Origin of the sequence: Fructobacillus tropaeoli (genome assembly GCF_016860625.1) — a bacterium.
GTDB lineage: Bacteria > Bacillota > Bacilli > Lactobacillales > Lactobacillaceae > Fructobacillus > Fructobacillus tropaeoli.
In genome coordinates, this window is record NZ_BOJU01000001.1 from 351,964 (window position 1) to 374,375 (window position 22,412).

At 37.9% G+C, this 22,412-nt stretch carries 11 protein-coding genes and 2 pseudogenes; 3 read left to right on the top strand and 10 right to left on the bottom strand.

Features of this window, described 5'->3' with window-relative positions:
- Positions 1 to 146 precede the first annotated feature (146 nt).
- The 6 genes and pseudogenes from FT12353_RS01750 to FT12353_RS01775 all read right to left on the bottom strand — a co-directional run bounded on the left by FT12353_RS01750 (position 147) and on the right by FT12353_RS01775 (position 9,337).
- Positions 147 to 374, bottom strand: a complete 228-nt coding sequence (locus tag FT12353_RS01750) for a hypothetical protein (RefSeq protein ID WP_203617601.1) — start codon at positions 372 to 374, stop codon at positions 147 to 149.
- A gap of 131 nt (positions 375 to 505) precedes the next feature.
- Positions 506 to 862 (bottom strand): glycoside hydrolase family 68 protein, encoded by a 357-nt coding sequence (locus tag FT12353_RS01755; RefSeq protein WP_203617603.1) that lies wholly within the window; start codon positions 860 to 862, stop codon positions 506 to 508.
- Positions 846 to 2,051, bottom strand: coding sequence for a glycoside hydrolase family 68 protein (locus FT12353_RS01760; protein WP_203617605.1), 1,206 nt, complete (start codon positions 2,049 to 2,051; stop codon positions 846 to 848). Before FT12353_RS01760 ends, FT12353_RS01755 begins: the two co-directional genes overlap by 17 nt.
- Positions 2,052 to 2,302: 251 nt before the next feature.
- On the bottom strand, positions 2,303 to 3,031 hold the full coding sequence (locus FT12353_RS01765) for a hypothetical protein (protein WP_203617608.1): 729 nt from the start codon (positions 3,029 to 3,031) through the stop codon (positions 2,303 to 2,305).
- A gap of 384 nt (positions 3,032 to 3,415) precedes the next feature.
- Positions 3,416 to 4,334: pseudogene (locus FT12353_RS01770) on the bottom strand (IS30 family transposase).
- Between the two features lie 182 nt (positions 4,335 to 4,516).
- Positions 4,517 to 9,337, bottom strand: a complete 4,821-nt coding sequence (locus tag FT12353_RS01775; RefSeq protein ID WP_203617611.1) for a glycoside hydrolase family 70 protein — start codon at positions 9,335 to 9,337, stop codon at positions 4,517 to 4,519.
- Positions 9,338 to 9,565: 228 nt separating this feature from the next.
- Here FT12353_RS01775 and FT12353_RS01780 point away from each other — a divergent pair.
- A pseudogene (locus tag FT12353_RS01780) lies at positions 9,566 to 10,490 on the top strand (IS30 family transposase).
- A gap of 77 nt (positions 10,491 to 10,567) precedes the next feature.
- Here FT12353_RS01780 and FT12353_RS01785 read toward each other — a convergent pair.
- Complete coding sequence (locus FT12353_RS01785; protein WP_203617613.1) at positions 10,568 to 15,577, bottom strand: glycoside hydrolase family 70 protein; 5,010 nt, start codon at positions 15,575 to 15,577, stop codon at positions 10,568 to 10,570.
- Between the two features lie 731 nt (positions 15,578 to 16,308).
- Between FT12353_RS01785 and FT12353_RS01790 the strand changes: the two genes are divergently transcribed.
- Complete coding sequence (locus FT12353_RS01790) at positions 16,309 to 17,799, top strand: putative glycosyltransferase family protein (RefSeq protein ID WP_203617616.1); 1,491 nt, start codon at positions 16,309 to 16,311, stop codon at positions 17,797 to 17,799.
- A gap of 271 nt (positions 17,800 to 18,070) precedes the next feature.
- Entirely contained in the window at positions 18,071 to 19,225 is a 1,155-nt protein-coding gene (locus FT12353_RS01795; protein ID WP_275403532.1) for a DUF6056 family protein, read from the top strand.
- Between the two features lie 36 nt (positions 19,226 to 19,261).
- On the opposite strand, the gene FT12353_RS01800 is transcribed toward FT12353_RS01795, so the two are convergent.
- The 3 genes from FT12353_RS01800 to FT12353_RS01810 form a co-directional block, all read right to left on the bottom strand.
- Positions 19,262 to 19,684 carry a GtrA family protein gene (locus FT12353_RS01800; RefSeq protein ID WP_239061157.1) on the bottom strand — a complete coding sequence of 141 codons (423 nt, stop codon included), beginning with the start codon at positions 19,682 to 19,684 and terminating at the stop codon, positions 19,262 to 19,264.
- A 101-nt stretch (positions 19,685 to 19,785) separates the two neighbouring features.
- A complete protein-coding gene (locus tag FT12353_RS01805) occupies positions 19,786 to 20,679 on the bottom strand; it encodes a glycosyltransferase family 2 protein (protein ID WP_203617623.1) in 894 nt (297 codons plus the stop codon).
- 148 nt (positions 20,680 to 20,827) lie between these two features.
- Positions 20,828 to 22,375: a glycosyltransferase-like membrane protein gene (locus tag FT12353_RS01810; protein ID WP_203617625.1), complete on the bottom strand. Its 1,548-nt coding sequence runs from the start codon at positions 22,373 to 22,375 to the stop codon at positions 20,828 to 20,830.
- Between the last annotated feature and the right edge of the window lie 37 nt (positions 22,376 to 22,412).

Here is a 22,412-nt window from a genome sequence, read left to right on the forward strand (position 1 = left end):
GTTTTAAAAAATCATTCATAAGTATTGTAAACTAACAAACCAGTTGTGGAAAAGGTAGGATTTAAAATATCTTCTTTTAAAATCAGCAAGATTATCGTTTTCTCGACATAAATCCAACTTTTCTGTGAAAATTCACGAAACAGCTTTCAGTGCCTTATTCTATCTTTCTGAATGTCTTTTGTCCGTCTCATCGACAAATAATCGCTAATGACATTCACGATTAATTTCAAAATTAAGAAAATAACTGTCAATGCGAAATATCCTACCACAAGTGTTACATACATAAAAATCCCAATTGCAAAAACCAGTATCATTATTAGTAATAGCATACTTCGCTCTCCCTTTTGTTGCATCATTTTCTCTTTAACTTTCATAAGATACCACCTAGGTGGTATTTTACGTGTTTATTGGGGTGATAGGTAATAAAATAGTGCCATCTATCATTAACTCAGCACCAAAAAACCAGTTACCGATTCGCTATCGGCAACTGGTTCAGTCTAAATCTTTATTTTAACTTTTGCGACCTAGCACTAAAGTACTTACCATTATCAGTCAAAACACCCTGACCCAAGATTTTGTTAGTAATCATCGAAGTTTTGTTGCCATTGATATTCAACAAATAGCTTGGCGCGAAGGTACTATTCTTTTCAAACGAGGTCACAACAAAGCGATTGCTTTTATCATTGCCATTCGGAATAACTAGGTAAGAATAAGTAAAGCTTGTCGGATTAGTGCCCTCACCTTGTCCGGCAATCACTAACCCATTGGAATTCAATGGTTTGTAGGTACCGTTAATGCCCTCATCAGAGCTAAATCCTAGCAAGTAAGAATTTTTCGTAATGGCTTCATTGTCGGTTGCCATATGGAAGCCCCAAGTCGATGTGAAGACGTACCCAGCGCCCATTGTGCTTAAAGAGGTTAATTCGTTCTAATTCATCATTGGTTGCGTTCCCAGTGACCATTGGTTTCATCACCATTTTAACAGAAAAGTCTTTATTCAATTCGACCTTTCCAATGGCGCCATTAGCAAAATAAGTCTTTTCATATTCTGCTGTATTCTTATTGGACAGTAAACGTGCTGAATCACTCTTAAAGAAAGCTGATTTTCCATAGTACGCTTGGTTAGTAAAATTGTTGACGCCTTGGTAGTTATACTCGGGCCCGGTATTGCCTTCAAAGGCAAGATAGTACTTATCACCGTCTTGAACAAAGTGTGGGTCGCGCAACGTGATGTCGTCGCTAAAATAATTTCCCTTTCCTTCACCTTGGTCAGCGGTTTGATAAATTTTACCGTCACCCGAAAAGACTGTTTTTCGATCGGTTGTCTTTGTATGGTCAATGCTCAATCCTGACGACCAGTTTTTGCTATCTTTTGGATTCACCGTAATTTGAGCTGTTGTCAAAACCTGAGCTGATATGCCACTTTCCTTATATGCGTTTGCATAGAAGAATCGGAGGGTATTATCCTTGGTTTTCATCAAAACGGTTGATCCAGACCATTCACCAATAGAGTTCTGCAAATACTTGTCGTAATCTTTGTCCGCAACCCCCTCAGTTTTTGAGCTAAAGACGTAACCCACAAAGTGCCAAGTACTCAAATCATCCTGCTTGGCATTATTTTTCTGCAAGAACATTCCCATCTTCGTGGGCGCTCCTGAATAACGACCATTCTTAGCCGTTAAACCAACAACTAGTCCATAGCCATGGAATTTAGCCACTGTCCCATCGGGGTTGGTTACTGGCCAAGAGTCCCAGACATCCATCCTCACCGTTTTACCAGTTGTTTCATCATAAACGTTAGCGCCCGGAATCTCTTGCTGCAAGGATTCATGGTCGATTGTTGGGGCTAAATACTGTTTATTTGATAATAATTCTGGAATCTTATTCATTTCAGCTCGCGTATAGTGAGCCACTTGCCCGATTTTATCACTCAAATTCGTCGTTTTTTTCGATTCATGTTTAGTTTGAAAATGGCTAAAGGTTCCTAATCCAATACCAATGATTAGGAGGCAGAAGCTTAGCAGAATCAATACTTTTTTTCTTTTAGTCATTATTAATTATCCCATTCCTAAGGGGGCTTTCGTAAAATTAGCACAATAACTATATTAGCAGAAATTAAAGATAATCATCTCTAAACATTCACCCCAACCTGGAAAATATAACCTATCATTCTGCATTTAGTTTTTTAATTTTTAACGAAACATTTCTTGCCTTCCCATATCAATAAAGTACAGCTTTAAATCTTTATTCAAAAAGCACGTGATAAAAATTATCACGTGCTTTTAACACAGTTTAATAAAATTTAGTTTGAAGTTTCAACCAACTGAAACTTCATTTTCTGTACTGCTTGACGACCACCAATTGAGTTCACATAGTTCAAAACATCAGTAATTGATGCTCGATAGTCAGTAGTGCTATTCTGACTAAATGACATCGGCTTTGTCCCGTTTTGGCTTGCCGTACTTGTATCATTCATCAAGTACTTATAATAAGCAATGTCGCTATCGGTACCATCAACAACTTTAGCTACGAATGCTGGATTCGACTGATTGGCAACCTTTGTTAAAATAATTCCTTTTGACTGCATCAAACTCAACTTCTGCCATTGATTATCCCCATAGGCCAAACCATAGAGGACAATCATACGATAAGCTAAATCATCACTAGAACGAAAATCGTCTTGAGTAAGAATATTGCTTACCGATGGAATCGAAGTAGACGAAGTTGAAGATGAATTTGTGCTAGAACTAGTACCCATATTGGAGCTAGAATTAACACCCTGTTTACCAGTATTAGAACTTGTCACAGCTGCACTCTGACTGCTACTAGTTGCCGACTGCGCTTTTTGACTAATCGAAGAAACACTTTTCTCACTAGAAGATTGGGCCGAACTACTTTTCTTTTTCGCTATAAATCCTTGTTCTTGATCAGTTGGATTCGTAACAGCATTAACAATAAAAGTAGTGGCCCCCAGTGTTAAAACGACAGTCACCGCTGTCATAGTTAGCAAGATTTTCTTGTTTCTAAACATCTTGCAGACTCCTTATATTTATATTATCCCTGCACCCTAGCATCGTCATTCAACACTAACGTAACTTGACGTTTCAAGTATATATGCAATATTACTTAGCGTCAATATACTTTCTTCACATTAGAACATTCTTATGTTAAATCTGCTTTAAATGAAGGTTGCTATCTCAGCTAAATCTATCCAATTAACGCAAGCAATAAATATTATTATCACAAAGATAACAGAACTCTTACTTTTAATCCTTTTAGGGCCTAAATCATAAACTATCTATATCAGACCAACAACTTACCTCATCCAACTAACTAACTAACTAACGCCAAGTTTAATTTTAAAAAAATTTTATCTGCTCCAAAAATTATCTTTTATAGTAGGCAGATTACAAGTTTAATTCGAACAACCCCGAAAAACTTCTAGTGGCGTCTGGTAGTTATGTAACTTCATGGGTCGATTGTTGATCAACTCAATTGCCTCATAAAGCCGCTGCTCATCAACATCTCGAAAGTTAGACTTCTTCGGAAAGAAGTATCGTAATTTACGGTTGAATAGTTCATTACTGGCTCGTTCCCATGGGGAGTACGCATGGCAGAAATATACCGATATCTTGTACGTATCTCTTAACTCACGATATCCTGAGAACTCTTTTCCATGATCAACAGTGATACTTTTTACAGTGCTGCCAAACGAGTTCATGAAACGTTGAAAGGCAGTTGCCATGACCTCCTTAGTTCGATTGTGTACCTTGATTACCCAATAGACACGACTTTGGCGCTCTAAAAAGGTAACCACACATGTTCGATTTTGACCTCGACTAGAGAGAACAGTATCAACTTCCCAGTGCCCAAATTCTTTCTGTTCATTCACTTTTTCAGGACGTTTTTCAATGGTTTGTTCTACTTTGAAAGTTCCACGTGTTTCTTTCTTGCGACGTTGGTAGACATTCCGATGTGGCAAGTCTGATAACGAGAAATTTAAGCGACCATTGTTCAACCAGTTGTACACAGTTGAAGTCGCCAATTTCAACTTGTAAGCAACTATTTCAGGCGACCAAGTCAGTCGAAGATGGTTTTTCGATTAGGCGCTTCTTGTCAGGAGTCAGAGTCGATTTTCGTCCACACTAACCACGCTTTCTGTCGGCATCTTTTTGTGCTAATTGGGCATTGTAGGGTTGAACACGATGGAGTTCGTAGTGAATCGTTGATTTTGCAAAACCAAGAGTATCTGCAATCAATTGCATAGAATATCCTAATTTGTGTAATTTCTCAATCGCACCACGGTCATAAGATGATAAAATTAAATGGCTCAAAGAAATTCTCCTTTTGGTTGGTCTAATCAACTACCATTGTAAAGAAATTCTTTGGGTTTTTATTTTAAATTTTCTCGTTCGAATTAATTATAGAATCTGCCAAGTTAATATCATTTTTTGTAAAAAAGCCAAGCTCTTTCGAGCTTGGCTTTTTACCTATTAAACATCAAAACATTATCTTATTACCGCAAGTAGTAAGTACCATCATTACCAAAGTAATAATTCTTACCATCAATACTTTGGTTGCCTTGTACTGCTCGGCCATCGGCATCTGTCCAGTATGTCAGACCCCACGCTTGACGCCATCCCTGATTTTGACGAACACCATCAACGAACCAGTAATACGTTCCCATATAGTAACGGAAGCCGGTATACAATTGACCGTCTTCATACCAACGATAGCCACCGTTTGCTGGTGAGCCATCCCAGATGTAGCCTTCTTTTGGTGTCAAGCTACCATCCGCATTGGCATAGTAAATAGTACCATTGTCGTTTACTTCTTGGTTTGTTCGCATAAAGAATGTGCCGTCACTACCGAAGTAGTAAAGCTTACCGTTGATGTTTTGAACACCTTGAACTGCCCGTCCATCTGTACCTGTGTAGTATGTCAGACCCCAAGCTTCATGCCAGGCATTATCTTGACGCAAACCATTTTCGAACCAGTAATAAGTGCCCATGTAGTAGCGGAAGCCAGTATATGGGTTACCACCTTCATACCACATCCAGTTCTTGCCATCATTTAAGTAGCCACTAGCTGATCCCTTCACATTGAAAGTACCATCTGTTCCAAAGTCATATGCATGACCGTCGATAGCATGAATTCCTTCAACTGTTCGACCATCATCGCCAACATAATACTTCAATCCCCAAGCAGTTTCCCACTTGTTTTGTTGACGCACACCGTTAATAAAGTAGTAATAAGCACCCATGTAATTTTGGAAACCGGTATAAAGTTGGCCATTATCGAACCACATCCAACCTTGATTACTATTTAAGTAACCTGATGGACGAGATTTCAACGTGTAAGTGCTATCTTTTCCAAAATCATAAGCTTGGTTGTCAATAACTTGAATTCCCTGTACGGCCTTACCATCACTGCCAAAGTAGTATTGGTTACCGTTAACAGTTTCCCAGGTATTTTCAGCGCGAACACCACTATTGAAGTAATAGTAACCACCTTGATATGCCTTGATTCCAGTGTATTTCACACCATTTTCAAACCACTTCCAACCTTGGACATCCTTATAATAACCGGTTGGACGCAATTTCAAGTTATAAGTACCATCTGTTCCGAAGTCATAAGCTTGACCATCGATAATTTGGAATCCCTGTACAGCTTGTCCATCGTTTCCAACATAGAATTCGGCACCATCTGATCGAGTCCAGAAGTGGTTTCGCAATTCAATACCATTAGTAAGGAAAATATACTTTCCGCCGTTAATCGTTTGATCACCGGTTACCATATAGCCATTATTATCGAAGTAATACCAGTTACCCTTAGAATCTTGAACAAAGGCGTTCTTAGCTTCGTAACCGCTATATGAATAATACTTGATTCCCTTTGAATCTTGTTCAAATCCAGAAACTGAATCTTCATCCAACAGCTGCATCGGTAGGAACAAACCTGAACCATCTTGAATCAGGAAGTAATTACCCGTGGCTGAATCACGAAGAACAAAACCTATTCCACGGCCTAAAATATTCGTTCCATTTAAATATTTTGCGGACCATTGCGGAATTCGCGTATCACCATCAATTGGCTTACCCGTTGAAATTTGCTTGGTCTCAAATAGGCTTGGATACAATGCTTTCAGCTTTGCTAGGAATGCACCACCATACTTAGCTTGGTAATCCATTCCACTACTCATTGTATTCGCAATATAAACTAAGTTATTAAAGTTCGATCCCTGGACCGCATTACCTTCCCCGTCTGTACGAGTGACGGTTACTGCTTCTTGACCGGGCAAGTTATACAATTGATCTGGAACCCAATCAGCCATTGCTTGAATACCAACAGCATGAACAGCCTTAATCGCTTCACGTAATTGTTCATCAGTTCCATATTTTGTTGGATTGGGTGTGCCGTCTGCGTTGTTAAAGCCTAAATCATAACGGTCGGTAAATGAATAACCGTTCTTAATAATTGAATCCAAAAAAGTACTATCTGTACTTGAACGGTACTGTGGTGCAAATTGAAAACTTGTCACTCCCCATGACTTAAACAAATTAGCATTCTGTGCAATCTTAACGTTTGTATACTCACTTGTTTGTGTTGGCATTGCTTGAAAGTTTGAAAAACCTTCATAAATAACGTTTGAATCAAGTGCCGCATTCGAATGCAATGTCTTGCCATCAGTTGATGTTGCAGAATTTGAAGAATCCGTTAATGAACGAGAATCTTGATCAGCAGAAGCACCAACAGGTACCCAAACAGCTAAATAACCTGATACTTGCGGATTGCTTACACCGTATACCCAAGTTGAATCAAAAATCAGGTCACCGTTAGCGTCCGTCATCATAGTTGGCGCACCGCTATCTGATGAATAAACCTGCAAACCATTCTGCATTGAAAGCAAAGCGGCACGGAAAAGCTGGTTTTTGTGAGAAGCCCCCATGTGGAGGATAATCTTCTCATTGGCACCCAATTGTAAGTTTTGGTTATTACTTACAATGACACCAATTCCATCAGTTCGCTGTGTATTTCCGCTAGCATCAACATCAGTAGCGTTCATTAAATCTTTACCAAAGCGAACCGATGTCAAAATGTCAGTTCGATCAGTATTTTTATTGACTGCCCCATCCCATGAGCCCGTCGCCATTGTCTGTCCACCGGTAACGTATTTCACACGATCTTGGAGTAATGTACTAATAGCATCATAATATGGCGACTTATTTGCCATATACTGACCATCATCGGTATACAAGTCACCATAGTAAACACGAGGAATCGTATCCTTATTCGTCAACAACATTGCGTAAGCAGCGGGCACGTTGTACATTGTATACCGCTTATTGGTTGACTGTTGGTCGGCATCGTAAATCTTAAATGCCGTTGCTAATTGATCGGCAGTTGGACGGAATCCATCGGCACCCGGATAGTAATCATTAATAATTTGCGCAATGATTGTTTGAACTTGACTATCATGGGCCCGCAAAAATGAGTAATTGGGGACTGCCTGATTTTCAGTATTATCATTACTCCGGTCAACGTTATACCATTGTAAGAAGCGGGCCATGTTATCACGCTGTGTTGGGTTTTTAGTTAATGAAGCAACTAACTGAACTTGGGTTTTAAAGTCCATCGTCAATTGGTTAGCGCCAGTATCACCGCTGTACTGATAATCATTGTAATCCCAATCTTCCAAGATTGATAAATGTTGGTTGGCGTTGTCATTATTTTTATCAACACCGTAAGCAGCCTTCATATATTCAGCTGCAATTTGTAGCAAATCAGCATCAACATTATCAACCGCATCAACACGATAACCATCAAAGTTGGCACTTGGATCATTGGCCGTAATTGAACCAAAATTCAATAGGTAGTACAGCCAATTTAGTTGTTCTGCTTGAACAGTCGGATTTGAGTTATCAACATCATTAGCCAGTAAAAATTCATAACCGCCTAAATAGCTATCTGACCCAGTTTGGTTAGAAGGAGTGCGGTTCAAGTAGCGGTAATCTGAATTTGCCCAGGGAGTGTTAGTACTATTATTGTATGCTAACGTTCCACCTTGCAATCCGTCAGTGGCACGGGGAGATTCGCTGGTAATGTTCCACTGACTCTGAGTAGAAATGAACTGCGTCATTAATGTTTGCAGCCAAGTGGTTGAACCGCCTTGAGCCGTAATCTTTTTTTCAATCGCAGCTTGAATCTGATTAACAGCAGTATTCAAATCAGCTTGTGAGGTCAAAGAGCCATCTACCTTTGCGCCACTATATAGCTGCTGTGAAATCATAAAGTTTATATAAGCTGCCTGTGTCTGCTTATCCGGCCACCAAGTCATTAACAATGGGCGTCGATCAGTTGATTGTGAAGCTACCCATGTTTGTCCATTTTGCAAAATATCCTTAGGCTGGTACCAAGAAGTAGCCGTAATATAACCATCAACGTTATCAATAGCTGATTTAGAAACAAATGCTAATTGGTTATGGGCCGTATAATCATTTGATGTTGATGAAACACCAGTATTAAATTGCTGTTGGTTGGCAATTGTTGCGTGTCCATCATTATGGTCAAAGTAATATTGAACGCCATTAATGGTTGTTGGTCCGTCCCCCCCCTTCGTTACTTGGCCCTGATTATTAATTAAATAAATTTTACCATCAACTGTTTGAAGGCCAGTTGTAGTATTTCCATTAGCATCAAAGTAGTAAGTATTGTCATTAGCATCAGTGACAAAGCCGTTCTTTACTTGCTTAAAGTCATCACCGAAACCATAAACTTTACCATTAATCGTCTGGATGCCCTTAGCGGCATCACCAGACCCCGCTTCAAAGTAGTAGGTATCCGACCCAACGGTTTTGATACTACCTTTAACTTGATCAGCAGTATTTTCATCAAAATAGTGCAATGCACCATCAATCTGACGTAAGCCGGTCAATGGCTTTCCAGTGCTTTTTAAGATAAATTGGTAGCCACCATCTGACGAAGGATGATAACTACCATCCACACCACCAATATAATTCAAAATTTGTGGTGTTGTATCCCCACCAGTCGTAATAGTAGTTGTTGAACCAGTAGTGTTGGTAATAGTAGACGTTTTACCATCTGTTTTAACCGTCACCGAGTTATTATTGTTGTTGTTCGAATTTAACGGATTTGTTGACGGGGTTAATTGGTTATTTTGATTACCCGTTGGAGCAGTAACCGTTGTTGTGGTTGTATTTGTATTTGTAGTCGTTGAATCAGCAGATACGAGTGTCGTACCACCTACGGCAACGGCTGCCGCCGTAGTCGCGGCTGCCACCCACATTTTTCCTGCCTTGTACAATTTCTTTCTCATTCTAAAATCCAACTCTCCTAAATAAATTTAACATGTCTTGAAGTGAATAAAACATAACCATTATATGACGTTTTATGTAAAAATTCTATATTTTCATTTGATAAAACTGTAATACTTTATTTTTTATGGCAGATTCTATAATTAATTCGAACGAGAAAATTTAAAATAAAAACCCAAAGAATTTCTTTACAATGGTAGTTGATTAGACCAACCAAAAGGAGAATTTCTTTGAGCCATTTAATTTTATCATCTTATGACCGTGGTGCGATTGAGAAATTACACAAATTAGGATATTCTATGCAATTGATTGCAGATACTCTTGGTTTTGCAAAATCAACGATTCACTACGAACTCCATCGTGTTCAACCCTACAATGCCCAATTAGCACAAAAAGATGCCGACAGAAAGCGTGGTCAGTGTGGACGAAAATCGACTCTGACTCCTGACAAGAAGCGCCTAATCGAAAAACCATCTTCGACTGACTTGTTCGCCTGAAATAGTTGCTTACAAGTTGAAATTGGCGACTTCAACTGTGTACAACTGGTTGAACAATGGTCGCTTAAATTTCTCGTTATCAGACTTGCCACATCGGAATGTCTACCAACGTCGCAAGAAAGAAACACGTGGAACTTTCAAAGTAGAACAAACCATTGAAAAACGTCCTGAAAAAGTGAATGAACGGAAAGAATTTGGGCACTGGGAAGTTGATACTGTTCTCTCTAGTCGAGGTCAAAATCGAACATGTGTGGTTACCTTTTTAGAGCGCCAAAATCGTGTCTATTGGGTAATCAAGGTACACAATCGAACTAAGGAGGTCATGGCAACTGCCTTTCAACGTTTCATGAACTCGTTTGGCAGCACTGTAAAAAGTATCACTGTTGATCATGGAAAAGAGTTCTCAGGATATCGTAAGTTAAGAGATACGTACAAGATATCGGTATATTTCTGCCATGCGTACTCCCCATGGGAACGAGCCAGTAATGAACTATTCAACCGTAAATTACGATACTTCTTTCCGAAGAAGTCTAACTTTCGAGATCGAGATGTTGATGAGCAGCGACTTTATGAGGCAATTGAGTTGATCAACAATCGACCCATGAAGTTACATAACTACCAGACGCCACTAGAAGTTTTTCGGGGTTGTTCGAATTAAACTTGTAATCTGCCTTATAAAACAAAAAGGCTAAAACGACATGTCGTTTTAGCCTTCTTTAATACCTTTATTAGCTATTAACGCACAAAGTAAGTGCCATCATTACCGAAGTAATAGTTCTTACCATCAATGCTTTGGTTGCCTTGTACTGCTCGACCATCGGCATCTGTCCAATATGTCAGACCCCATGCTTGACGCCATCCTTGATTTTGACGAACGCCATCAACGAACCAGTAGTACGTTCCCATATAGTAACGGAATCCGGTATACAATTGACCGTCTTCATACCAACGATAGCCACCGTTTGCTGGTGAACCATCCCAGATGTAACCTTCCTTTGGTGTCAAGCTACCATCCGCATTGGCATAGTAAATAGTACCATTGTCGTTTACTTCTTGGTTTGTCCGCATAAAGAACGTGCCGTCATTACCGAAGTAGTAAAACTTACCATTGATGTTTTGCACACCTTGAACTGCTCGACCGTCTGCACCTGTGTAGTATGTCAGACCCCAGGCTTGATGCCAAGCATTATCTTGACGCAAACCATTTTCGAACCAGTAGTAAGTGCCCATGTAGTAGCGGAAGCCAGTATATGGGTTTCCACCTTCATACCACATCCAGTTTCTACCGTCATTCAAGTAGCCACTAGCTGGTCCCTTCACATTGAAAGTCCCATCGGTACCAAAGTCATAAGCGTGACCGTCGATAGCATGAATTCCTTCAACTGTTCGACCGTCATCACCAACATAATACTTCAATCCCCAAGCAGTTTCCCACTTGTTTTGTTGGCGAACACCACTGTCAAACCAATAGTAGGTACCCATGTAGTTTTGGAAACCGGTGTAAAGTTGACCATCATTAAACCACTTCCATGATGATCCATCATTCAAGTAGCCTTGTGCCCTCTTATTGGAATCATTCTTATATACATAAACACCATCACTATTTTTTGTGATATCTGTTGGCTGATTGGTTGTACTCTGTTCATTCGTAGTAGTTGTTGTTTGCTGTGGATTTACATTACTCATATCACTAGTTGAAGTCAGTTCCCCTGAGTTCGCATCATAATATGACCATGTACCATCAGCATTTTTACCCCAGCCACCTTTAATTTGGACGCCATGGTCATCAAACAACAATTGCTTGCCATCGATGGTTTGACTTCCAGTGACCTTTTGACCACTTTTTGCAGATAGATAAGACCAGGTTCCATCACTATTCTTAATCCAACCAGTAGTCTTATTTACAGCATTGCTGCTACTTGAAGTATTTTGAGTGGCTGAAGTACTTTCATTATTCGAGCTATTTACAGTGACCAAATGTCCGTCATTAGCATCATAATATGACCAAGTTCCATTGGCATTTTTCTGCCATGAGCCTTTAATCTGGATACTGTTACTATCAAATAGCAATTGCTTGCCGTCGATTACTTGCGCTCCTGTTACTCGATCACCGGTATCAGCATTGTAATATGACCATGTGCCATCAGCGTTTTCACCCCAACCGCCTTTAATTTGAATTCCTTGATTATCGAAAAGTAAATGTCTTCCCCCAATCAATTGGTTACCTGCTACTCGATTACCAGTATCGGCATCATAATATGACCATGTGCCATCAGCGTTTTCACCCCAACCGCCTTTAACTTGAATTCCTTGATCATTGAAAAGTAGAGTTTTCCCATCAATCACTTGTTTTCCTGTTACTCGATCATCAGTATCAGTGCTGTAGTATGACCACGTACCATCATCGTTTTGGTTCCATCCAGTTAAAGCAATCAATGATTGAGGGAGCGTTGTATTAGTTCCTGACAATTTGAAGTAAATACCACTATTCCAGTCCTTGAGAACGTACCCCATACCACGACCTAATAGATTAGTACCATTCATATATTTAGCTGACCATTGCTTAATCAATTCGTCAGAAGGAATTTCCGACATTGTTTTTTGTCCAATTGATCCGTCAACTTGATAATAATCATAAGTTTGTGACTTAAATAGGTCAGGATACTTTTCTTTTAGTTCGTTTAAGAATTCTCCGCCATACTTTTTCTGATATTCTCCTCCGCCGACTGTGTTGGTAACATAAAGTTGTGTTGCGAATGGCAAATCAACATTATTACCGTAAACATTTGTTCGAGAAGCAGATGTCACTTCTTCACCAGGTAAATTATAAATTTGGTTGTATACCATATCAGCCATTACCTGCATTCCAGATGCATGTAGTGCTTTAATAGCATTTCTCAAATCTTCATCAGTTCCATATTTAGTTGGTGTACCAAATCCCATATCATATCGATCAGAAAAGGCATAACCATTATCAATAGTTGAATCCAAAAATGTATGGTCACCAGATGATCGGTATTGAGGAGCCATTTCGAAGTCAGTTACTCCCCAGTCAACAAATTGTTGCGCATTTTTAGCAATCACCACATTTGTCATTTCATCATGATTGGTTGGTGCTGGTTGGAAATTAGAAAAGCCTTCATAAATCAAGTTTGAATAGAGAGCATCATTTCCATGAAAGACAGTATTATCAGTGTTTTCACTCGTTGAAGGGACAACTCGTACATCTTGATTTTCATCGGCACCAACAGGAACCCAAACAGCAAGGTAACCAGAAACCTGTGGATTCGAAGTTCCAACAATTTTTGTATTAGCTTGATCATTAATATCTTGATTTGAAAAAGTCAAGATTCCATTGTCATCTGTATATACAATTGGTGCATTTTCATCACTATCGTAAGTTTGAACGCCATCGCTTGTCGTCAAAATTAATGGACGATAAGCTTGGTTTTTATGAGCAGCACCCATGTCAAGTGTTACAGTATCACCATCATTCAACTTCAAAGATGGATCATTACCGACAATGACACCAATCCCCTGCTTTTTCATTTGAGGATTTCCTTGATCTTGCTCTGAATTTACTCCCTCACCAAAACGAACACTTTTCAAAAGGCCATGACTATCTACGCTCATCATTTGGCCACCAGAAACGGATTTCTTTCGAGCCTCCATCAAAGAAGTAATTGAATCATAATACATACTTTTATTTTGCATGTATTGACCGTCGTCTTGATACAAATCACCATAATAAACTCGAGGAACTGTTTGAGCATTCGTTAACATTAGAGCATATGCACTAGGAACGTTATATGCATTATACTTTTTGATGGTTGATTTTTGATCGTTATAGTATGTCTCTAAAGCAGTTTTATACTGATCCGCAGTGAAATTGGTCCAATCCGCACCAGTTGAATCCCTAAGTGCATTACGAATTTGGTCTTGTATTCCATTATCATGAGCGTGAACAAATGAATAATTAGGAATACTTGACTTAGTAGAATCTGAGTGATCGGATACTAAAACACCATGATCATACTCTTGAATTAAATTGGAAAGGGATTCATTTTGTCCTGGACCATTAAATAATGATGATTGAATGTTAGAAACAAATGGTGCTGTAATTAATCCATTACCGTCAATAGCTGTAGGACCACTAATATTGATTCCACCTTCTACAATTGACAAGTGTTTATCAGCGTTAGAATCACTCTTAGTCAAGTCATACAATGAACGTAAGTAATCAAACGTGCGCTTATTAATATCATTGCTAATATTCATAACCGCATCAATTCTAATTCCATCAAAATTGGCATCACCATCATTATTTGTGATGGTTCCAAAATTCAAAACATAATGTAACCAATTTAAATCTTCTGCCTGAACAGCGGGATTGGAATTATCGACATCATTGGCCAGCAAAAATTCGAAGACATTGTCAGCATTTCGATAATCTGAATTAGTTTGAGGAGTTAAAGTATTATTTCCATATTTTAAATAGCCATTTTGGAACCACTGATCTCCACCCTGCCCAGGATATTCAGAATCCGAATTCCAAATAAATTGTTGCTTAACAAATGACGGATGGCTATCATCGCCACCAAATAGCAACGTATTTAACCAATCTGTACTACCCTCTGACTTAATTCGCTTTTCAATTGCAATTTGAGCCTGATAGGCGGCTTGATTCAAAATAGCCTGATCCGTGAAAAGGTTGTATTGAACTGCACTTGATAGCAAATTATTATTTTGCATAAATTTCAGATAATTAACTTCAACGTCCTTGTTAGGCCACCAATTCATAATGAAAGGTCGATATTCCCCTTCGTTTGACGCGCGCCAATTTTCACCATTATCCAAAATATACTTTGGTCGATACCAGGTATCAGCCGTTAAGAAGCCATCAACAGTATTCGTATAATCCTTAGTATCAGTACTATTTACAGCATTGTGTTGTGAAACATCATTAGCCGGCGTGCTTTGTACATTGGTAAACAAATATGTTCCAACACCACTATCATTGAAATAATACGTCGCACCATTTGTAGCAACTTGCTTACCTTTTGCTTGTTCACCAGTTGTTGGGTCAAAATAATTTAACTGCCCATTAACAGTTGCCAATCCTCGAATATTAGCATTTTGAGCATCAGATACTTGATCAATTGTTGTTGTAAGTGTTCCTTGGCTTGGTTCAAAATAATAACTCTTATTACCAATAATAGCCGAACCACCCTTAACTTGGTTACCGGTATTTTCATCAAAATACTTAAGCTGACCATCAATATTTTGGATTCCCTTAACAGATTCCCCGTTGCTATTTTGATAGCCCCAAACACTAGTATTGCCAATTTCAATATAATGACCATTACTTTGAGATGGGACCAAATGACCCTCGCCACTATTTTGATCAAAATAATAATAAGTACCATTAATACTTAAAAATTCACCCTTAACTTGGGTGCCATCAGTAAAGTTGAAATAACGCAACTGGCCTTGACCATCTTGGTATAACCCTTTAATTGCAACACCATTGACTAGATACTTCCAGCTTTGCCCACCATCTGTAGTTGAATATTGTCCACCAGCCGGCAATGCAGTTGTCACTTGCGTTGATTGAGTCTGAGCTGACTGTTGTTGTGAATTATCAGCTTTAGCATTATTACCCAAGCTAATGGATACCACGGAAAAGGAAATTGCCATTGAAGCGGCAACCCAAATTTTTCCTGACTTATACAATTTCTTTCTCATGTGAATACATACTCCATCTCAATTTCATCACAAAAATATATACCCCATAAGTTTAACTGAAAATTAAATGGACAGCAACTTTATTAGTATTCTGAATTATAAAAAAATAAATTTAATTAGAAAATCATCCAAATAATAGAATAATAAATTCAGTAAATAAAAAAAGTATAAATTTTTTATCTTTTAATAAAAATAATGAAAAAAATCAAGATATCTATATCTTACATAAGTTTTATATATAATCACTAATTGATTGTTCTTTGCTTTTTTATAATTCAATTTCTCGTTTTAAATAATGTCACACTATGTTAAAACTGTACAAATATAAACTATTAAGTTTAAAAATTATTATTGGCAAAATGATATAATATTACTTTGAAAAAAGAAAAACTTTTAGCCAAGAGTTATAGTTAAAAGGTTATTTATCAAATTTTATTGTTAGCCAACTTACTTAAAAAAATCAACTAATTTAACTCTAATATCGGAGAACCCTAACCATGCATTTTTTTAACAAAGCACTTTATCCAAAGACTCTTAAACAGATTTACCAATAAGTGACACCGTTTTTGATAATGTTCATTCTGGTTGTATTATTTTTGAACACCATTTTATTCAACCCGATTAAATTTCCTTTAGATAGTTATTATCATTTTTCTCGAATACACAATTTATCTGGAAATTTTTTGCAATTCCTTTATCCACAAAATTTCCTTTCATTGGGACAAATCGGTGTGGCAAGTAATGTATTTTATCCCTCACTTGGATTGCAGCTAATTGTCAATTTTTTCCCTTTTATCCATAACTCGCTTCTTTTATATAAGGTAGTCTTGCTAATGATTAACTTTTTATTAGCTGCCACCTTTTATAGCGTTCTACATTTCAAACTTCGAGCACAACCAACCATTGCGGCCATTTTATCCTTACTATGGTCAGGATCCGTTTTTTCTCTTTTTAACATTGCGGAAGCCACTGCGGCCATCGGAATTCCCTTAATTGTTTATGGGTTATTTAATCACAACGAAAAAAACTCGTACAAATACATTGCTATTGGCCTTTCAATATCATGGTCCTCACACATATTATTAAGTACGATTATTTCTTTATTTGTCTTTATCTACTTACTGATTTGCTTTTTCACCAATAAGACATCGAAAAAATTTGTCTTCCTATCTTCATTCAAAGCAGTATTTTTTACTTTTCTACTAACGCTAGGAACTTTACTTCCCTTAATTTACATTAGCGCGACAAACAAAATTAAAATGCCAAACATGGGTTATTACCAATTCCAGACCTGGTATATTACCGTTCAATCTTTCTTCACTGAAACGAAATTGATTGTTACCTTTCTTGTCTTGCTTTTCATCATTGCAACCATTATCCTAATTCGGGATATTTTTCTGGGCCAAATTTTATCTCTGATACTAGCCGTTTTCGGAACTAGTGCCGTTACCTGGGAACCCTTTTTCAAACATACATCACTCATTAGCATTCAAATCCCTTACAGGCTCTTCTATTATTTTTTGATTATTTGTCTTGGTTTCACCATTGTTGTGTTTGCCACCTTCCGAAAAAGTTCAACAAATTCCTTTAAAAAAATACTAGCAACCTTTACCTTCCTTGCCATGACAGTTATCAGCATGACTTTGCAGAAAGATAATTATGCCGATATTGATATCCCCGGTAATTTCGTTGTTGCTACGCCAAGTAAAATTCATCATCACTATATGACCGGTCAGGATGGTTATGGCCTTGGCTCTCTCGGGGCTTTCGATCGCGCCTCTGTTCATTCATCCGACACCTGGTATCTAATGAATTATTCAGACTATGTCCCCCAACAGGCACTAGCAAATCAGAATTCCAGCTTTATGCTAAGTGATACTAAGGGTAAACACTTCATCAAACACCAGCTAAAGACAAGCACTGGCCAGTATATTGACACCCACTCGTTCAAAGCAAGCTATAACCAATTATCGTTTGTTTCAACTAAGGACATTGATAGCGATACCATTTATTTGCCTGTTTTAGGTTATCAGCATACGAATATTAGTGTCTTTATCAACCACACTAAAGTTTCATCTTCTATTGAAAATGGACAAATCGTCGTACATCAGCGAATCAACAGTAGTGATCAAATCATGATTAAGCAATATATGCCTATATGGGAAATTTTGCCATTCATAGTTGTTTTAGCAACATTGGTATTCCTCTTCTTGCTTCGCTGAATTTAATCACTATATTCAGCATTATTAATGATTTTATTGCTATATTATAATAGCTACGTATTTATAAACAGTTTTAGGAGAACTATTGCACATGACCAAAAAAAGTAAAATAATCAGTATTATCAGCCTTTCTTTACTATTTATGTTCTTTTACCTATTGAATTTCCACACCCCTCTTTTTGATGACGATCTCTATATTGGGCATCATCAAACTTTAATCACTTTGTGGAATCAAGCCTACGCGGATTATTTTCGCTAGAACGGCCGAGCTATCGGGCAAACACTTTGGCGAATTTTGGTTTCAAGTAATATTTATATCACAAGCTTGATTATCTCTTTGGGGTCCATCACCACAATTTTCCTCTTAAATCACTTTGGTAAACCCAATCAAAGCTCCTCTTACAGTGCCCTTCGCATCATTTATAGCTTTTCCTTAGTACTACTTTTTGCACCCGTTATTGGTCAAACAATGTTTTGGCGAGCAGGTGCAGGAAACTATCTATTAACAACGACCTTGATTTTATTGTTTATTTTTCCCTATTATCAGTGGTTCCACCAAGGCCAACATCATTTGACCAAATTATCCGCCTTACTCCCTCTATTAGCATTTTTAGCTGGCTGGTCAAATGAAAACACATCAGGGGGTGGTTTATTAATTGTCCTGAGCTACCTATTAGCTGGTCGTTACTTCAAAAAATTATCCTGGTCAAAAATCCAAATTTCAAGCGTTATCACCTACCTCATTGGTTACCTATTTTTGATCTTAGCACCAGGAAATGCAATTCGTACAAAAGCGACCATGCCGCCTTCATGGTTTGAACAATCGACTTTCACGCATTTTAAAAATGGGTTTAAATTAGTAAGTAAGACACTTTTCCACGATTATAAAATGCTTATTACTTTAATTCTGATTTTTGCTCTTGTGGTGATTTTCCAACGTCAGTTAGAAAATGCGATTGAAGGATTACTATGGTTTGCTGCCGGGCTGGCAGTCCTTTATGCCCTATCCATTTCGCCACTAGGACAAGATGGTGGCCGTTCCTTCTTCGGTGGTATCATCTTTATGATTGTCGCCCTATTAAAGCTAAGCACAAGCGCAATCAACCATTATCAAAAGAAGACCCTGGCCTACCTCACAGGTGCAACGTTCCTAGTTTTGCTCACGATGCTTGGCCTATTAAAGGGAGCTATGGGAACACTTGATGCTATAAAAGCTAATCAAGCATTGCAAACACGTTATCAAGAACTTGAAAAGCATCAAGGCAGTGATAAATTAGTTAAAGTTAAGCCTTTAAGTTACTATCCTAAAAAGAGTTTTGCCATCAATTACGGTCTTGAAGAGCTTAGCAATTCGGATCCACACGCATTTCCAAATGAAGGTTACAACTGGCACTATAACCTTAAAAAAGGCATCATTATGAAGTAAAGAAAAAGCACAGCGATTTTCAATCACTGTGCTTTTTTATTCTTCAATTTTCTTAAAAATATACAGCTTACTCAACACATAATTTGAAATAATCACAAAAATATTTTGAATACCATTCCAAAGCAAATCGTTTTGATGCAAGACCTGAACACCAAACGCTAAAATGAACCACCCGATAATGCCTGTCACAATTCGAGCCAGATAGAATTGCCAAATTTCACGAAACAACCCCTTAGCATCCGTCACCTTCGATTGAAATACCCAAATACGATTAGTGAGGTAAGCAAACAAAACTGCCAAAAACCATGATAAAACATACGATACTGTATATGTCCAATGTAGGTAAGCGGAAAAAATCGAATAGGTGACAACGGAAACTACGAATGTAGCGCCACCAAAGAACAAGTACAGAATCGATTCTCGATATCGATCAAAAATTTTTTTAAAATCAGTTAACACAGTCATTTCCTCAATTATTACTTTCTATTATTAAATCATCAAAAAATAAAGTTAATATAAAAGAACCGTCTAACAATAAAACGGTTCATTACGAATATCATTTATTTCTTATTAGCAAATTCAATGGTTGGGTTAAAGGTCTTACCGGCCTTCATTCCCTTTTTCATGACCGCCAACTTTTCAGCCTTACGCTCCGTATGAGACAACTTAATCTGCCAATATTCGGCTAATGTACGCAACCGAGCGCGATTCTTTCGATACCAGTCACGCTTACGGATGTAATAGCCTTTATTGCGATATGAATAGAAATAACGTGGTGTCCGTGCCGGGCCATCATTTAATAAACTTGACCCAACATTGGCACCCATTTTATGAGTTACCTTTGCGGATGGTACAAAGTAACCAGGAGCAACACGACCTGCGCGTTCCGTATACTCGATATCATCACCCCAGATGAAGAAGTCAGTAATAGGCAAGCCAATTTCTGCAACAACTGCGCGACGTACCAGTAAAGAAACAAACGTTGCATTCTGCAATTGAACAGGTTCAACCTGGTCTTCTGGAATGACCTTTAAACGGTTCATTGGTGCTGGTTGGTTCATCTTGGCACGGTGACCATCAGTCCAACGAACATCTGAAGCCAAAAAGCCAAAATTAGGTTCTTGATCAGCAAAGGCCAATAAGTTTTGTAGTGTATCAGGGTGAACAACAGTATCGTCATCCATTACCCAAACAAAGTCATCATCCGTCTTTTCCATAAAATGACGAATACCGCGATTAAAACCACCGGCACCACCAAGGTTTTCCTCTAGACGAACATAATCAATTTGATCACCTAATGATTCCAAATATTCCTTTGTATCATTTTCACTAGCATTATCAACAATGATAATGTGGCTTACGGGAACAATTTGTTTTTGTAAACTATCAATTACTTCTTTCAACAATGCAAGTCGGTTGTAAGTAACAACGACTGCTGAAACATTTTGAGCCATGATTTTTCCTTAGTACAATAGATTTCCATTAAAAATTATATCATAGCTAGTTCTCCTGATGAATTAAATTTCACTAAGAGGCTACCTATAACGCTAAAAACAGTTTTCAAATTAATTTTAATTAGAGCATCAATTGAACCTATCGATACTATCCTTGCTTATTCCTTCGAATCTGGGCAACATAGTTTATTCCCCTTTGCATCCCTAAACTAGCTAGTAGGAACAAAACAGGCAAAAATTGAATTAAGTATCGTGTTCGACCGCCCTCAAAAATTAGCAAAAAGGCAAAGAAGCCAACTGCACTGAATTTAAGGAACAGTCCCCAGAGTGATTGATCAAAAATACTGCCCAATATCAAAACAAGGGCTATAATCCAAAAAATTTGTTGAACGGTCCTAAAATCGAACTTTCCTTCCGTTGCAATACCATTTTTTTCCAAGAAATAACGCCTTGGGAAAGTTTTTTCTAGTTGCTCATTGTTTGGATGAAATGCCTTTAAGTAATACACCTCATGGCCCCATGCCATTGACCCGTCAGCTGAATTTTTAATTTGCTTATGAATTAAAAACTTTTCATAGCCAAGAATGCCCCCCTGGTTAATAAAACGTTCCTTAATCAATCGCAATGAAGCTTTGTTTCGCGCTTCTGGATCCTTAATATTAGCTGAATTAAACATGTCGGTGACATTATAATCACCATCACCAGTAATCCCCATCGCCGCGAAATGCGACATTGGCAGTGCTTGCCGTGTATCAACCTTAACAATGCCATTATGGTGATACAAATACTCTTTCATCAAAACAGAACCAATACCTAAAAAGGCAATTGAAATCGCAAGCATTATACCGGCAGATTTAAGCTTGATTTGCCCATTCCTTGTTAATATTAAAAGGACAAGAACGAATAAGACGGCAATCAACAGAACCATTAATGACGGCTTTAGTAAATATGACAGTAGTAACTCAAAGCCCAATAAAAGTCCAAAGAGATAGAATTGCTTCTTTTGCTGAAAGTCAATTGCCCGGACTACGGTATACAGTATGGCAGCTGTTAAGAAAAACGATAAAGTATCAGAATACGGAATAACAAAAAACGGAACACACGTAAACAGCACAAGTGTGAGCACGAAAGTTAGCTTTGCCACTAGTGGGCTGGTAAATTTTTTAGCTAATTTCCAAATTAAATACGTACCAAAATCGACAATAGCAACGTTAGCGATATTCAGTGAATACATAAAATGTTCAAACGACGGACGCCCTAATAAGTGGAAATAAATACTTTCGAGCTTAAGCAACATCGTGTTATTGGGATTAACTGACAAGTAATTTGGCCAGGGCCATCCTAATTTGGCCGTTGTCGCACGTTGAACTAAAAACATCCAATCCCAGGTACTGGTCCCTGACAATAGGAACACACATACTAATTGCCACAATAGGACAAGCGCAATAATGACGACCCAAGTTATTTTATGTGAAAATATGGCCTTACAGAAATTGACACTTTTTTGCCAAGCATTATGGAAAAAATGACGCAGAATCAGTAGCAAAACTAGCAGTAGGATTAAGAAATTAACCGCCTTTACAAAGCTTAAACTAACCCCATTAATATTTTCAGGTAATAGCGCGATTGCGCCTACTAAGCTAATAGTAATTAAAACGGAAAAAATGATATTGATAAATGTTTTTGTTATTTTCATAATTTAATTATATATTACTAATAAAAACCGTGTTGAA